The sequence below is a fragment of the Enterococcus sp. DIV0800 genome, from assembly GCF_050559735.1.
Lineage (GTDB): Bacteria > Bacillota > Bacilli > Lactobacillales > Enterococcaceae > Enterococcus_A > Enterococcus_A devriesei.
Genome location: NZ_CP187898.1, coordinates 1141056 through 1157436 on the forward strand (window position 1 = coordinate 1141056; position 16381 = coordinate 1157436).

The 16381-nt window shown below is 41.2% G+C and carries 9 protein-coding genes and 1 other annotated feature; of the genes, 8 read left to right on the plus strand and 1 reads right to left on the minus strand.

Going from position 1 to position 16381, the window contains the following annotated elements; all coding sequences use genetic code 11:
- Positions 1-405: 405 nt before the first annotated feature.
- From IGI54_RS05605 to pheT, 5 genes are all read left to right on the plus strand, one after another.
- Complete coding sequence (locus IGI54_RS05605) at positions 406-3888, plus strand: PD-(D/E)XK nuclease family protein (RefSeq protein ID WP_430621411.1); 3483 nt, start codon at positions 406-408, stop codon at positions 3886-3888.
- A complete protein-coding gene (gene addA / locus IGI54_RS05610) occupies positions 3878-7561 on the plus strand; it encodes a helicase-exonuclease AddAB subunit AddA (RefSeq protein WP_430621412.1) in 3684 nt (1227 codons plus the stop codon). Before IGI54_RS05605 ends, addA begins: the two co-directional genes overlap by 11 nt.
- 60 nt (positions 7562-7621) lie before the next feature.
- On the plus strand, positions 7622-7966 hold the full coding sequence (locus IGI54_RS05615; RefSeq protein WP_071861293.1) for a winged helix-turn-helix transcriptional regulator: 345 nt from the start codon (positions 7622-7624) through the stop codon (positions 7964-7966).
- 47 nt (positions 7967-8013) lie between these two features.
- Positions 8014-8212 (plus strand) — a binding site (T-box leader).
- Positions 8213-8452: 240 nt separating this feature from the next.
- Entirely contained in the window at positions 8453-9496 is a 1044-nt protein-coding gene (pheS, locus tag IGI54_RS05620) for a phenylalanine--tRNA ligase subunit alpha (protein ID WP_430621413.1), read from the plus strand.
- A 6-nt stretch (positions 9497-9502) separates the two neighbouring features.
- The gene (gene pheT, locus IGI54_RS05625; RefSeq protein ID WP_430621414.1) at positions 9503-11920 is read left to right on the plus strand and encodes a phenylalanine--tRNA ligase subunit beta; all 2418 of its coding nucleotides are present in this window, start codon (positions 9503-9505) and stop codon (positions 11918-11920) included.
- Positions 11921-11995: 75 nt separating this feature from the next.
- Here pheT and IGI54_RS05630 read toward each other — a convergent pair whose 3' ends face one another.
- On the minus strand, positions 11996-12970 hold the full coding sequence (locus IGI54_RS05630) for a polyprenyl synthetase family protein (protein WP_430621415.1): 975 nt from the start codon (positions 12968-12970) through the stop codon (positions 11996-11998).
- A 181-nt stretch (positions 12971-13151) separates the two neighbouring features.
- On the opposite strand from IGI54_RS05630, the gene IGI54_RS05635 reads away from it, so the two are divergent.
- From IGI54_RS05635 to hemH, 3 genes are all read left to right on the plus strand, one after another.
- Entirely contained in the window at positions 13152-14054 is a 903-nt protein-coding gene (locus tag IGI54_RS05635; RefSeq protein WP_430621416.1) for a prenyltransferase, read from the plus strand.
- Between the two features lie 41 nt (positions 14055-14095).
- Entirely contained in the window at positions 14096-15304 is a 1209-nt protein-coding gene (locus IGI54_RS05640) for an NAD(P)/FAD-dependent oxidoreductase (RefSeq protein WP_430621417.1), read from the plus strand.
- Between the two features lie 101 nt (positions 15305-15405).
- Complete coding sequence (gene hemH / locus IGI54_RS05645) at positions 15406-16347, plus strand: ferrochelatase (RefSeq protein WP_430621418.1); 942 nt, start codon at positions 15406-15408, stop codon at positions 16345-16347.
- The last annotated feature ends 34 nt before the right edge of the window (positions 16348-16381 follow it).

The window sequence follows — 16381 nt, forward strand, 5'->3', positions numbered from 1 at the left end:
TTTCGCAGTCTTCATTGTCCATCGATGAATAGTAATAGATGATTATAGAGAATTGTGTGAAATGTTTAGTTGGATGATATGGCGATGAAGATACGTATAAATTTTGCAAAATTTATTTCTTCTATTTTTTGAATCGCCAGCGAGTTCTACTTCACGCTTTAGCTTGATTAGTAGAATCGTCTGCGAACTGAAAATCAAATCAACTTTTCGCTTTTCAAGAAGTGGATAATATGATCTAAGTTAATTGTCAGATCTGTTTTTCGCGTTTTTTTTTTGCGAATTGTTGCATAGTGGGTGAAATTTTTATTTTTTCACACTACTCTTGGATCGCTCAGATTCATGCGTTGTTTTACATGAACTGTTATAATAAACGAGAACTATAATATCTAGAAATGAGGGGAAACAATGCCGTTACAATTTTTATTAGGTGCTGGACAGACGGACGTGACGGAACGCATGATCCAGTTGGCGCAAAGCTGGTTGGAAAAGACCCCGACTAACCACGTGTTTTTCTTAGTCCCCAATTACAATAAATTTGAGCAAGAAATCAATCTTTTGTCTGCCATGAAAAAAAGCACTCACGTTTCTGAGTTCAGTACGATTCGAACACAGGTTTTTAGTTTTCAGCGTTTAGCGTGGTATTTTTTACAGCGGGATGGACAAGTTCCAGGAAATATTTTGTCAGAAGCTGGGAATGCCATGATTTTACGAAAGGTCCTACAAGATTTACAAGAAGAACTAACGATTTTTCGTGGAGAGGCTAATAAAACAGGTTTTATCCAACAGTTGTTGGGCTTTTATCAAGAGATGCAAGTTGGGAATGTCTTAGTAGAGGATTTAGCGGTAAGTGAGCATGATCCCGATCAGGCACTCAAATTGCAAGACTTAAAAATGGTTTTCAGTAAATATGAAGAAGCGATGATCACGTATCAAGTCACCAACGAAGATCCTTTACTATTGCTGGAAAATTATTTGACACAACAAGAATTGTCAGGGGATCTGTTTATCGTGAGCGGGTTTACCCGTTTCAACGCCCGCGAACTAAGTGTACTCAATGCCTTGATGGCTTGCGGTGAGTTGGCGGTAGCTTTGGAATTGGATCGGGCATACCCAAATGAAGAACCAAATCCTTTGAATTTATTTGCTGATCCTGGGAAAACATATTTTCAATTGAAACAGCGCGCCGATAGTCAGCAGATCCCTGTTCGGCCAGATCAATTTGCTGGCAAGCGAGACACCCTTTTTAATCAAGTCAGTGCCTTTTGGGCACAACAACAAAAAAGTGATCTATCGCAGACAGATCAAATTCAGCTGACTAAGTATGCCACCGTCAATGAAGAAATTCGTCAAGTCGGTAATCAGATTCGCCATCTAGTGAGCGTGGAGGGTTACCGATATAAGGATATTCAGATTTTACTACGCAATCCGCAAGTCTATAACAGTGTCCTGCCGGATCTTTTCCAAAAGCTGGAGATCCCATTTTATTTGGACGAAACGCAAGAGATGGCCGCACATCCTTTAATTGAATTTCTGCAAGCATTGTTTCTAATTGATAAATACCATTATCGGATCAATGATGTTTTCCGGATGCTTCGTTCGGAATTATTTGCGCCGTTTGATTGGACAACTGAGAACTGGCTGTTGCAACAGCAAAACTATCGCCAGCAGATCGATCAAACGGAAAATCTTTGTTTAGCTTATAATTTCCGTGGCAGTGTCTGGACGAAAAAATCTGATTGGCAGTTTGTTGATTACGATTTTGAAGCGGAAGCCTTTATGGATGCCAAAGAGTTGGAAGAGACTTCTAATCAAGTCCGCCGGTCTGTTCAACAAGTATTACCAGTCTTTTTTAAAAAGATCAAAGGTGCAGAAAATGGTTTAGCGGCGGCGACTCTTTTTTATCAATTTTTAGAAAGCTGTGGTGTGAAGCGTCAACTACTTTTCTGGCGTGATCAAGAGGTGGCCAAAGGTGAATTAGACAAAGCCCGCAACCATGAGCAGACATGGCAGGCTTTAATGGATTTGTTAGATGAATATGTACTGATTTATGGCTCAGATGTCTTTGATTGGACGACCTTTCAAGAAATTTTCCTAACCGGTTTGATGAATTTAACTTACGGCAAAATTCCAACGGCGATCGATCAAGTTCGAGTGAATGATTTGGAACTAGCGCGAGTCGATCAAATGAAAGTCACCTTTGCCATCGGGCTGAACGATCATGATTTTCCCGCTCGCTTTGATGATAAAGGTTTATTGTCGGCAGAAGAACGCTCAGCCTTCAATCAAAATTTGCCGGAAGGAAAATTTTTACCGGAAAACAATAGTTCAAAGGTCAATCGTGAACCTTTCTTAGCCTATTCAGTCTTCTTATCAGCCAGAGAAAAACTTTATTTAAGTGTTGCAACCACGGTTGAGGGAGAGAAGAAATTAGCGATTTCGCCTTTTTTGACGCAATTAAGTAAAGGCTTGAATCTGCCAGTGTTTGAAGCCGAGTCATTGAGTCTGACGAGTCAGCCGGAAAAACGAATGGGGACGTTAAGAACCTTGCTGTCAGATCTGATCCAGCTGAATCGTTTGGCGCAAGATGAAAATCGGGCCTTCTTACCAGCTTGGCGTGAATTACAGAAATTTATCCAAAATAGTTCACAGGCCCCACTAGCACAAAAAGTTTTCCAAAGCTTGCAGGAGCTGAATGTTCCACGGGCTTTGCTACCCGAGACAGCGGAACAGCTTTATGGGAAGAACCTTTATGTTTCAGTTTCTCGAATTGAGAATTTTTATAATTGTCAGTATAAGTATTTCGCCAATTTTGGACTAGGACTGAAGGAGCGGACCGTTTATGGATTAACGCCTGCCGCTGCGGGAGATTTTTATCATGAAGCATTGGATTACTTTTTCCGGTTGATCAATGAGCAAGGCTTGCGCTTAACAGAACTAAACGAAGCTCAGCGAGTAGCCTTAGCCGATGACGTCTTGAAGGAATTATTTGGCGAATTGAAATTTGCGATTCTTTCCAGCTCTGCACGAATGAATTATATTCGCTATCAATTGGCAAGAACAATTCAAAAAGTTAGCTGGGGCTTAGTTCAACAAGGCTTGCGTACGAAAATGGAACCGCAAAAAACGGAAATCGTCTTTGGCTCGATCGATGGTCAAAAAGGCATACCGGGAATTAGTTTACCTCTTGCTACTGGTGGCGAGGTAGCTATCCGAGGGAAAATTGATCGCTTGGACCAACTGCAAGGAGCAGAATCCGGCTGGCTAAGCGTGGTGGACTACAAATCCAGTCCTCACAGTTTCAATGTAGCAGATGCGTATTACGGAATCGCCTTGCAATTGATTACCTATTTAGATGTGGCAATCACCGATTATGGCATGACCAATGATAAACCAATTAAGCCAGCGGGTGCGTATTATCTTCACGTCCACAATCCGGTCTTGAAAGATCCAACCACAATTGACAAGGAAACCTTGAAATCGTATCACTATGATGGTTTGTTTGCAAAAGAGCCGGAGTTATATGATCAGCTAGATCACAGCTTACAGGAAAAGGAAAATTCTTTATTGTTTCCGCTGCGAAAAGACGCCAAAGGACAAACACAGCCGATTTCACAATCGAAAGACAAATTTTATGAACTATCAGAAATCGAATTACTTAGAGAGTTCAATCGGCAAAAAATTCAAGCGGCCGGCAATCAAATTGTTTCTGGCGAGATCAAACTGAATCCGACGTATAAGGATAATCAGCGGATCGCTTGTCAGCAATGCCCGTTCCGCAGTGTCTGCAAGTTCGATGTGATGTTGAAGGAAAATAATTATCATCGCTTAGAAAAGCTTTCAAAAGAAGAAGTATTGAGAAGAATGGAGGATGAGCTACATGACAACTAAACATTCAATCCCTCCAAAGGCCCCCAATGAGATGTACACTGATTCCCAATGGCAGGCGATTTATGATCAAGGAACCAACCTTTTAGTCTCGGCCTCGGCTGGCTCGGGTAAAACGGCTGTTTTGGTTCGACGCGTGATTGAAAAAATCAAACGCCAACAATTATCGGTGGATCAGCTGTTAGTCGTTACCTTTACAGAAGCCGCCGCCAGTGAAATGAAGGAACGAATCCAAAGCGCGCTGCAAGAAGCCATTAACGAAGAAACCGATCAGGAACAAAAAAATCATTTTACTCGGCAATTAACTTTGTTGCCGATGGCTAATATTTCCACTTTGCACGCTTTTTGTTCCAAAGTCATTCAACGTTTCTTCTATTTAATTGATTTAGATCCTAGTTATCGGATGCTGACGGATGAAACGGAGACGATTTTGTTAAAGGAGGACGTCTGGGACGAGCTGCGCGAAACCTTCTATGAGGAAAATCAGGAAATTTTTTATCGCTTGACTGAAAATTTTTCTAATGACCGTAGCGATAGTGGGTTAGAAGATTTAGTGATGTCGATGTACAACTTTGCCAGAGCCAATCCGGCCCCTTTTGATTGGTTGGAAGGGCTGATCGAAAATTATCGTATCAATGATTTAGCTGAATCTGAGTTGTATCAGCAAATCATTCGTCCGCAATTATTGAAAAGCTTAGACGAGATTCTTCAGATCTATCAATGGTTGATTTCAGATAGTCAAGTCAGTGAAGAGTTGCAAAAAATCACTGATTTAGCACAAAACGAAGCCGCGATAGTCCAGCAGTTGGAACAGCTTTTGGCGGTTAATGACTTGGATGCTGCCTTTACCTTATTGGAGGATTTGAGCTTTCCGACCTTTCCCTCACCGCGAAAAAAAGAGGTGAAGGAGGCTTTCGGTGAAGTGATCACTGAGTGCAAGGAGTATCGGGATCAAGCCAAGAAAAATTTACTGAATATAAAGGAAATTTACTTTGCCGTTTCACCAGCTGAGCAAATTGAGCGGCTGCAAGAAGCGTTGCCAATCGTTGAAGAATTGGTGCGCGTGGAGAAACAATTCATCGAAGCTTATTCTGCAGCAAAACGGGAAAAAAGCATGTTGGATTTCAATGATTTAGAACATTTTACTTTACAGATTTTACAAGCGGAGGTCGATGGCAAACGACCAGCGGAAACTTATTATCGTCAGCGTTTCGCCGAAGTGTTAGTCGATGAGTATCAAGATATCAATCAGCTGCAAGAAACAATTCTCCAACAGCTGAGCAATCAAACTAACGGCAACCTCTTTATGGTAGGGGACGTGAAGCAGTCGATTTATGGATTTCGTTTGGCTGATCCAACCCTGTTTATTCAAAAGTATCATGATTTTGCCCATGAAGACGGTGGCCGACGAATTATTTTGGCTGAGAATTTCCGTTCCCGAAAAGAAGTTTTGAATTTTACGAATCTAGTTTTCACACAACTGATGGATCAGTCGGTCGGGCAAATCGAATATGATCAGCAGGCAGAGTTAATCAATGGCTTTACCGCTTTTCCTGAAACGAAAGAATTTGCTCCGGAATTATTGGTTTATCAAAAGGCTTCAGAGACTCCCGAATGGATCGAAGACAAATCGATGGGGGAAATCTTTATGACCGCCACCAAGATTCGTCAATTGATCGATCAAGGCTTTGAGATTTATGATAAAAAACAAAAAGCAATGCGGCCTTTACAATATGAAGACATTGTTTTGCTGACGCCAACCAAAAGTCATAATTTAACGATCTTAGAAGTCTTTAAACAACTGGGAATTCCTTTAGCAATCAACGATACGCAAAACTATTTTCAATCAACTGAACTGCGGATCATGATCTCTTTGCTGCAAATTATTGATAATCCATATCAGGATATTCCCTTAGCAGCAGTATTGCGATCTCCCATTGTTGGATTGCAAGAAGAAGAACTAGCAATGGTCCGTCTTGCGTTACCACAGAAAGAATACTATCAAGCCGTTTTACGCTATGCAGAAACGCAAGAAGATCGCCTTGCTGAACGATTAAAGGATTTTCTGGCTCATTTAAATGATTGGCGAGAATTCGCTCGCCGCGAAGCAATCGCTGATTTATTGTTAAAAATTTATAATGAGACAGCCTACTTGGATTATGTTTTAGGCATGCCGGCCGGCCAGCAACGCCACGCGAATCTCTTAGCCTTGATCGAAAGAGCGAAGGATTATGAACGCAGTAGCTTCCGAGGCTTGTATCAGTTTATTCGTTTCATTGAAAAGATGCAGGAAAAGGATAAGGATTTAGGCGAGCCGCCAACCGAAGAAATCAGTGACGCGGTTCGAGTCATGACGATTCATGGGAGTAAGGGTCTAGAATTTCCAGTAGTCTTCTTGATGGATATGAGTAAAAGTTTTAATGTCCAAGATACGCAAAGAAATTATGTTTTTGATGAGAAGCTGGGCCTAGGTGTGAAACTATTAACCCCTGATACCCGAGTTCGAAAAGAAACACTCCTTTTCCAAATCGTCAAACAAAAAAATCTAAACAAATTGCTGTCGGAGGAAATGCGAAAGCTTTATGTGGCCTTAACACGAGCAGAACAAAAATTATTTTTAGTCGGCTCTTATGATGATGAAGCATCAGCCTATAAAAAATGGAGTAAAGCCGCTAGAAATGAGTCCGTGGTTTTGGATGCCGGCTTACGGAACGGACAACGTGATAGCTTCTTTGATTGGGTCGGAATGACCTTGTTTAGACATGCTCAGATGGATAAATATCAAACAGACTATGTTGTCAATCAAGTTGCGAAAGTGAAACAACATCCAGCGACCTTCACTATCGATTTTGTTGAGCCGCAAACGATCGCTGAATTGGTTCAAGGCTATTTACCAGAAATAAAAACTTTGGAATTGCCGCAAGGAACCGTCAACATCGATGCTTTGAAAAAACGCCTGCTATTTGAATATCCTTATCCCGAAGCTACGAAAACAACCAGTTATCAATCCGTCTCTGAGTTGAAGCGGCTCTATGATGATCCAGATAATCGACAGACGATGGACATCTCCGAGAACTCGATGACCTATCGTTTTACGGCTGACGCCCTCAACGAGCCGAAATTTTTAGGAACCCTTCAAGATGTTTCACCAGCGGAGATTGGAACCGCGACTCACTTGGTAATGCAGTTGTTACCCTTAAAGAAAAAACCAAGTGAAACTGAGATTCAGGAATTGATTGCTGAACTAGTCACGCGAAAGACTTTGATGCCGATGGTCGCTGAAAAAATTTCAGTAGCAAGTATTTTACAATTCTTCGATTCAGAGATTGGCACATATGTCTTGCAGCATGCAGAAAAATTGCATCGAGAAGAGCCTTTTGCGATGTTGCTACCAGCCGACCAGCTATTTAAAGACTATCAAAATCAAGATGAAATATTGATTCATGGGATCATTGATGGTTATTTGGAATTCGATCATGAGATTTTGCTGTACGATTTAAAAACGGATTTTTATACGCCAGAGCGGGAACAGCAGCTTTTGGACCGCTATCGGGGGCAGTTGCATTTGTATAAAGACGCACTGGAAAAAGCGAAGCACAAAACCGTTTCTTCAACTTTTTTAATCTTTTTGCAAGGCAACAAGGCGATCGATTTGTTAAGAACTCCTAAGCCTTAGGCAAGTTGTACTTATAAAAGGTAAGTAATGTGCTATACTCTCTCTATCGAGGTGAGAATTATGGAACAAGTAGAAGTAATGGACTTTTCACTTTGTCCAAAATTTGAGAAGGGTTTTCAAATTTTAGGCAAAAAATGGAACGGCTTGATTATTGATGTGTTGTTAGAAGGTGGTCCACAAAGATTCGTTGATATTGCTGCGATGATTCCAGAAGTCAGCGATCGCGTGTTGACCGAACGGTTAAAAGAGTTAGAAGCGGAAGGCATCGTAGGTCGAGTAATTGCTTGTGGCAGCCAAAAGCGGATGGACTATTGCTTAACCAATAAAGGTGAGGCCTTAAAAAACGTGATGAACGAGATTCATCAATGGGGCGACACTTGGATTACCGATGAAGAATGTAGTTGATAATTTTTTTGATTTCTTGTAGTATTGGGATAGTCAATTGAATAAATCAAAAAGCGTTGATAGAAAAGAGTAATTTTTCTAAACCTTCAAGGGAATATCTGCCATTGACTGGAAGCAGATTAAGGGGTTGAAAAATGAAGTTCACTTCTGGAGCTTGTCGAAAGACCGGCAAAGCCGTTAAGAGTTGAGAGCGCCAAAATGAATTTTTGGCGAAATAGGATGGTACCGCGAGACCTCGTTCCTTTATAAAGGAACGAGGTCTCTTTTTGCGATTCCAACTTTTAGCAGTTTTCAAATTTGGAAAAAAATAATTGTAATTTTAGCTAGACTTGATAAGTAACTGTTTAGTCGGATCGTATGCGTGACGAGGATCGAAATTATCTTTCAACTCGAGGTAGCTGTGAAGGTCAAAATAATCATCAAATCAATGAATCCGATAATTTTTAAAGATTATCTTTTTAAAGCAATAGGGAAAGGAAGAAAATAATGAGTTTACAAGAGCAACTGGAAACATTAAAAAGTCAGACGTTAGCAAAAATTGAAGCGGCAGATGAACTTTCTATCGTTGAAAAAATTCGCGTAGAAACGTTAGGCAAAAAAGGACCCATCACCGAAGTATTGCGAAAGATGCGTGATTTATCTGCGGAGGAACGACCAAAAGTCGGGGCCTTTGCTAATGAAATCCGTGACCTCTTGACGAATGCTGTTGAAGAACGCAAAGCTGCCTTAGCTGAAGTGGCTTTAGAAAAACAATTAGCGGCAGATGCCATCGATGTAACTTTACCTGGTAAACAAATGTCCCAAGGTACGCGTCATGTCTTGACCCAAATCATGGAAGAAATCGAAGATACTTTTGTCGGCATGGGGTATCAAGTCATTGAAGGAACTGAGATTGAATCCGATCATTATAATTTTGAACGGATGAACTTGCCAAAAGACCACCCAGCACGTGATATGCAAGATACTTTCTATATTTCTGATGAGGTCTTGTTGCGAACGCATACGTCACCTGTCCAAGCTCGGACGATGGAAAAACATGATTTTTCAAAGGGTGCATTGCGAATGATTTCGCCAGGAAAAGTTTTCCGTCGCGATACAGACGACGCGACCCACAGTCATCAATTCCACCAAATTGAAGGACTTGTCGTTGATAAAGGCATTACGATGGGAGATTTGAAGGGAACTCTGGAAGTATTATTGAAGGAATTATTCGGTGCCGACCGTAAGATTCGCTTACGTCCAAGCTACTTCCCGTTTACGGAACCATCTGTCGAAGTCGATGTCAGCTGTTTTAAATGCGGCGGCAAAGGCTGTAATGTCTGCAAATACACCGGCTGGATCGAAATCTTAGGGGCCGGTATGGTCCATCCTGATGTACTGGAAATGTCTGGGATCGATTCAAAAGAATATTCGGGCTTTGCTTTTGGTTTAGGCCCAGACCGAATCGCGATGCTGCGTTATGGTGTTAATGATATTCGCAATTTTTATCTAAACGATGTTCGTTTCTTGGAACAATTCAAGGGGGAGTAAAAAGCAATGTTAGTTTCATATAAATGGTTAAATGAATATGTCGATGTGAAGGATGTCGCGCCGAAAGATTTAGCGGACCGTCTTTCATTGACCGGGATCGAAGTTGAAGGACTGGAATCACCGGAAGACGGCTTAAAAAAAATCGTGGTCGGCGATGTAAAGGAATGTATCCCACATCCTGACTCTGATCATCTTTCGATCTGTCAAGTGGATATTGGCGAAGAAGAATTGTCACAAATCGTTTGTGGCGCGCCGAATATTAAAGCAGGCGTGAAAGTCATCGTGGCATTGCCAGGTTCACGAATCGCCGGTAATGTGAAAATTAAAAAAGGCAAAATGCGTGGTCAAGTCTCAAACGGGATGATTTGCTCCTTGCAAGAGCTTGGTTTTAGCGATTCTGTGATTCCTAAAGAATACGCAGATGGTATTTATTATTTACCTGAAGACGCTGAAGTTGGCACGCCAGTTTTTTCTTATTTAGAAATGGATGACACGATCATTGATCTGTCAATCACACCTAATCGTGCTGACGCGTTAAGCATTCGCGGAGTTGCCCATGAAGTAGCGGCTATCTACAATAAAAAAGTTGATTTTCCGGCTGTCGAACTAAAAGAAGCAGCTGAAAAAGCCAGCGATAAAATCAAAGTTTCTGTCACAGACGAAAAGGATGCGCCTCATTACGAAATCCGTGTAATCGAAGACGTGAAGATTGGACCAAGTCCGCAATGGCTGCAAAATCGCTTAATGAATGAAGGCATCCGTCCAATCAGTAATGTGGTTGACGTAACGAATTACATTTTATTATTATTCGGCCAACCATTACACGCTTTTGATTATGATAAACTAGGTAGCCAAGAAATCTTAGTCCGCCGGGCAACGGAAGCGGAAGCTTTCACCACACTTGATGGCGTGGAACGGACGTTGAACCCTGAAAATATCGTGATCACCAATGGAGAAATTCCGGTTGCTTTAGCGGGAGTCATGGGAGGATTAGATTCAGAGATTTCCGATGAAACGACGACGGTCGCATTAGAAATGGCGATGTTTGATCATACTTCCGTGCGTCGGACTTCCCAAAGTTATAACTTGCGTAGTGAATCTTCCATGCGTTTTGAAAAAGGTATCAACCAAAGTGACATCAGCTTGGCTGGTGAGGTTGCTGCAGCGATGATCGCTGAATTGGCTGGCGGGAAAGTATTGCAAGGTGCTGTCAAAGGCAGTGAGATTCATCCTGAAAATGTTAAAGTCAGTACAACACTTGAAAATGTCAATCGCTTCTTAGGAACAGCGCTGACGCAAGAACAAGTAAATGATATTTTTGCTGCTTTAGGCTTTGAATCGCAGGTCGAAAACGGGACAACAATCGTCAGCGTGCCACCACGTCGTTGGGATATTGCGATCGAAGCGGATTTGATGGAAGAAATTGCGCGAATTTATGGCTATAATAACTTACCATCAACTTTACCAGAAGGTCAGACGATTGCCGGCTTTTTAACGGAAACACAAAAAGCGACTAGAAAAGTTCGCAGCCTTTTAGAAGGTACGGGGCTATCCGAAGCGATCAGCTATGCGTTAACCACTGAAGCCAAAGCGCAGCAATTTTTATTGAAGGACAGTAAAGTAACTCGCGTTGCTTGGCCAATGAGCGAAGATCGCTCGACGATGCGCCTGAATTTGATTAGCGGATTACTAGAAGATTTGTCTTACAATGTTGCACGTAAAAATAGTGATGTCGCTCTTTATGAGATCGGTCATGTCTTCTATCAAAATAATGATCCGAAAAAAGATCTGCCGATTGAAGAAAATCATGTGGCGATTGTCGTAACCGGCAATGCGACGAATAAATCTTGGTCAAACAAACCAGAAACCTATGATTATTTCACGGTCAAAGGAATGGTAGAAGAATTGATTGAAGGTTTAGGATTAAGCGGAGTAATCACGTACCAAGCGGCTCAGTTGCAAGAAATGCATCCTGGCCAAACGGCGGGAATTTATCTTGATGAAAAATTGATCGGTTTTGTCGGTCAAGTCCATCCCAAAACGGCCGCAAGCTATGAATTAAAATCTGCCTTCGTTGCGGAGCTGAATTTGGAAGCTTTGATTGAGCAGGAGAAGACACCATTAGTCTTTGAAGCTGTTTCAAAATATCCAGCAGTCAGCCGTGACATCGCGATGCTAGTCGATGAAAGCAATACGAATGCTGAGATTGCAGAAGTGATGACGGCAGCCGCTGGCAAATTCTTAGCGAAATTGCAAGTCTTTGATGTGTATCAAGGCGCGAATATCGAGGCTGGGAAGAAATCGATGGCCTACAATTTGACCTTCGTGAACCCCGAAGCGACCTTGACAGATGAAGAAATCAATCGCTTCATGGCAAAAGTAGTCAAAAATTTAGAAGAAAAAATCAATGCAGTGATTCGCTAAGTAAAGACAAAAGGAGCAGAGGAATTTTCCTCTGCTCCTTTTTTATGCTTAAAAAGTTTCGCTCAACCGCTGCAACTAATAATTTCGTACTAATAATTGGGTTGCGACTGTTTTTAACACTTCACGACTATTTCCAGTAGGTAGCTGTTGAATCTCGTTTAACGCTTTATTGGTGAATTTCTCTGCACAAGCTAGTGCACCTGAGCGTCCACCTGTTTGATCTACATGAGTAGCTAATTGAATCAGCTCACCTCTTGTCAATGTATCAGGAGCATCAAGATAAGGTCGAATTATTTCTGGTGCTTGGTCACGGGCGATCAGTAATGGCAGGGTGAAAATCCCTTGCTGGACATCGCTCAAAAGCGGCTTCTGATCATCTCCAAGCTCCAAGGAAAAATTCAAAATATCATCGTAGATTTGAAAGGCTAAGCCAATGGCAGATCCGATTCGTTTTGCGCGGGCTTGTAGCTGTTTGTCCGCGCCACCAAAGTAGGCTCCTTCTTGGCAACTTAGACGAATCAATTCAGCGGTCTTGCCGTTGATGTTCCGTAAATAATCCCCCACAGTTTGATCGGGATTGAAGGTGCAAGTCATTTGCGTCAATTCACCTTGTAAAATCTTTTTCATCGTTTGGGCATTTTTTAGCAGAAAAGGGGTCTGACTCATGGATTCCGCTAAGAGCTCAAAATAACTGGTATACATAAAATCTCCTGTGTAAACAGCAACATCTTTGCCAAAACGGGATTGAATCGACGTGCTGCCACGACGAGTCGGCGAGTCATCAATAATATCATCATGAACCAAAGTAGCCGAGTGCAATAATTCAAGGGAAGCAGCGACTTTGATTAATTGCTCAGGGTCTTTTTCTGCTCCGAAATCAGCGAAAAGAAAAAAGAGTGCCGGACGAATCATTTTTCCCCCAGTAGAAGAAAATTTTGTGATGGCCTCTTCAATCGATTGATTATTAATAACAAGTCTTTGTGCAATTTCGTGCTTTACTTGAATGAGATTTTTTTTTATTTTAGGGTAATCATTCCAATAGTCTGACATAGGAGCTCCTTCTAACAACGTTTTCAATTCTATTTTAGCCTATGCTCGCTAGAAAAACTACTAGAATGCTCGATTAATATTTCGTGAGAAAAAACACATGAGGGCTAAGCAAATCTTTTGAACTAAAAGTGTAAAAATAGCATAATGAAGTTGAAAAGAAAATAGTAGAAAGTTGGGTGAAATGAATTTAACCGTTTTCTTGGAGCTCGTGGAGTTTAAAGCGAAGACTGCGAGTGTCCTGCCTTTTTTTATCGGGATTTGTTTTAGTCTGTATAATTTTCACAAATTGCATCTTGGTCTCGTTCTATTATTCTTTATCGCGATGTTTTTATTCAATATGGCGGTGGACATTCTTGACAATTATAACGATTATCACCATGCTACCGAAATCCACGATTATCGTGAAAAGACCAATATCATCGGCAGAGAAAATTTGGATTTGAAAGTTGTTTTCAATCTGATGGTAGGAATGATTTTGCTTTCTGCGATTATTGGTATCGGATTATTCGTTGTAGTAGGCTGGCCTTTTTTATTGATGGGTCTGTTCTGTTATGGTGTAGGGATTTTTTATTCCTCTGGACCGAAGCCTTTATCTAGTTTGCCTTTAGGTGAATTTTTCTCCGGGATCACGATGGGCTTTATGATTACTTGTTTGTGTGTCTATTTGAATACCTATGAAGTATTGCAGTGGAATTTTACTACGGTAGGAGAACTGTTTTTGATCTCACTGCCGAATACTTTGTGGATTGCGAACTTGATGCTGGCGAACAATATCTGCGATTTAGAAGAAGACGAAAAAAACAATCGCTTTACTTTGGTCCATTATTTAGGAAAGCAACGAGCCCTCGATTTATTTGTCGGCTTGAATATCGGCGCTTTTCTAGCCATTCTATTCTCGGTTATGATCGGAATTGCCCCATGGACAATGCTGGGGACTTTTTTTGTGGCGCCGTTTATTTCCCAACAAGTTCGTTTGTTTTTAGCAAAGCAGGTCAAACGAGAAACATTTATTTGTGCAGTTAGGATTTTGGCTGTTGGAGCTGCTGCCCAAGTTATCAGCTTTGCACTAGCTTTTCTATTTTAGTTTTAGTGTCATGATTCATACTAACGAGGAGGAGATACAAAATGAAAGAAATCGTCATTTTAGGAGCGGGCTACGCTGGATTGCGTGCCTTGCATGTATTACAAAAATCAGGAGCCGATATTCATATTACGTTAATCGATCGTAACAGCTATCATTACGAGTCTACAAGTCTCCATGAAGTCGCTGCAGGGACGCAAAAGGATGAAAAGATTTGTTACGATATCAAAGATGTGGTTGATACTAAAAAAACAACTTTTATCCAAGGAAACGTTGAAAAAATTGATTCTGATAAAAAAGAAGTCTACGTGGATCAACAAACCTTGCCTTACGATTATTTAATCGTAGCGTTAGGTTTTCAATCTGAATCATTTGGTATCCCTGGAGTGAAAGAAAACTCTTTAGAAATGGTGGATGTCAAAACAGCAGATCTAGTCCACAAACATATTATCGAGCAAATGAAGCAGTATAAAGAAACCAAAAATGAAGAATATTTGCGCATTGTGGTTTGCGGTGCTGGGTTTACCGGGATCGAACTAGTTGGGGCGTTGGTCGAAGGCAGCAAAGCTTTTGCTGATATTGCTGGTGTAAAACCTGAAGATATTCAAATTTATTGTGTTGAAGCCGTTGATAAAATCTTGCCAATGTTCAGTGATAAGCTTGGTCAATACTGTCTTAAATATTTAGACAAATGGGATGTTAAACTTTTGACCGGCAAACCTATTAAAAAAGTTGAGCCCGGAGCAGTGGTTTACCAAAATTCAAAAGATAACGAAAATGATTTAGTGGCGCTTAATGCTAAAACGATTATTTGGACTACCGGTGTCAGCGGCAGTCATGTGATCGGTGATTCAGGCTTTGAAGAACGTCGCGGACGGGTAATGGTTAAACCTAATTTGACGGATCCTAAACATGATGACGTGTATCTGTTAGGAGATGTTTCCGCGGTGATGGACCCATCAAGCAATCGTCCGTACCCAACGACCGCGCAAATTGCTTTGAAAATGGGTTCGTATGCTGGTAAGGATATCTTGAACCAAATGAAAGGCAAACCAAGTGAGCCTTTCTCCTTCAAGTCTTTAGGTTCAGTTGCTTCTATTGGAAATACGCATGCTTTTGGTGTGGTGGGTAAGACAGAGGTAACCGCTTATCCAGCTTCTTTCATTAAAAAGGCCATCATGGACCGTTCATTATTCGAAACGGGCGGTATTAAAGAGGTTATGTCAAAAGGACGTTTTGATTTATATCATTAAACCAAATATTTTTTTACACTCGTGATTCAGTTCGCGGGTGTTTTTTTTCGGTTTCTTTTGCTATAGTTTTAAGTAGAAGTAAATGTGAAGGGTGTTTGATTTTGAAAAAAGGAATATTATTAGTCAATCTAGGTACGCCAGAAAGCCCCACACCAGAAGCGGTCAAAAGCTATTTAGCTGAATTTCTCTCTGACCGACGTGTGATCACTTGGCCCCGCAGTCTTTGGCTGCCGATTCTTCACGGTATCGTACTGCAAGTCCGGCCGAAAAAATCTGCTAAGGCTTATCAAAAGATTTGGCAAACAGAGGGTTCACCATTGTGGGTCTATACGAAAAAGCAAGCAGAGCTGTTGCAAGCACAAATGCCTGAAACAATCGTACGGTTTGCCATGACCTATGGTAAGCAGGGCATTCAAGAAACAATCTATGAAATGAAATCTTTAGGTATGACGGAATTATTTATCCTACCATTGTACCCGCAATATTCAGAGACCACAGTGGCACCAATTTATGATCAAGTTAGTCGGATGTATCAAAAAGATGCGGAAATTCCTCACCTTAAGATCTCAAGCTCCTTTTATGACCATGAAGGTTATCTGGATTTATTAGCCGAAAATCTAAAACAGCGCTTGGCTGAAAACACGTTTGATATGATTCTATTTTCCTATCATGGCATTCCAGTCTCCACTATTGAACGAGGCGACCCTTATGAAATACAATGTCAGCACACCACTAAAAAGGTGATGGAAAGGATTGGTAATGTTCCCTATATCCATACCTATCAATCAAAATTTGGTCCGGGCCAGTGGTTGACGCCAATGACTTGTGAAACCTTAAAAGCGTTACCGAGTCAACATGTTAAAAATATTTTAGTCATCACCTCTGGTTTTGTCGCCGATTGTTTAGAAACCATCGAAGAGATCAATGCAGAAAATCGCGGCTATTTTATGGAAAATGGTGGGACTCGTTTCGAATACGTACAACCTTTCAATGATGCGTTTGCCTTCACTAAAGTTTTGCAATCCATAATAGAAGCAAATTAAAAACGCTGAGGCAGAGGAACTGTCTCAGCGTTTT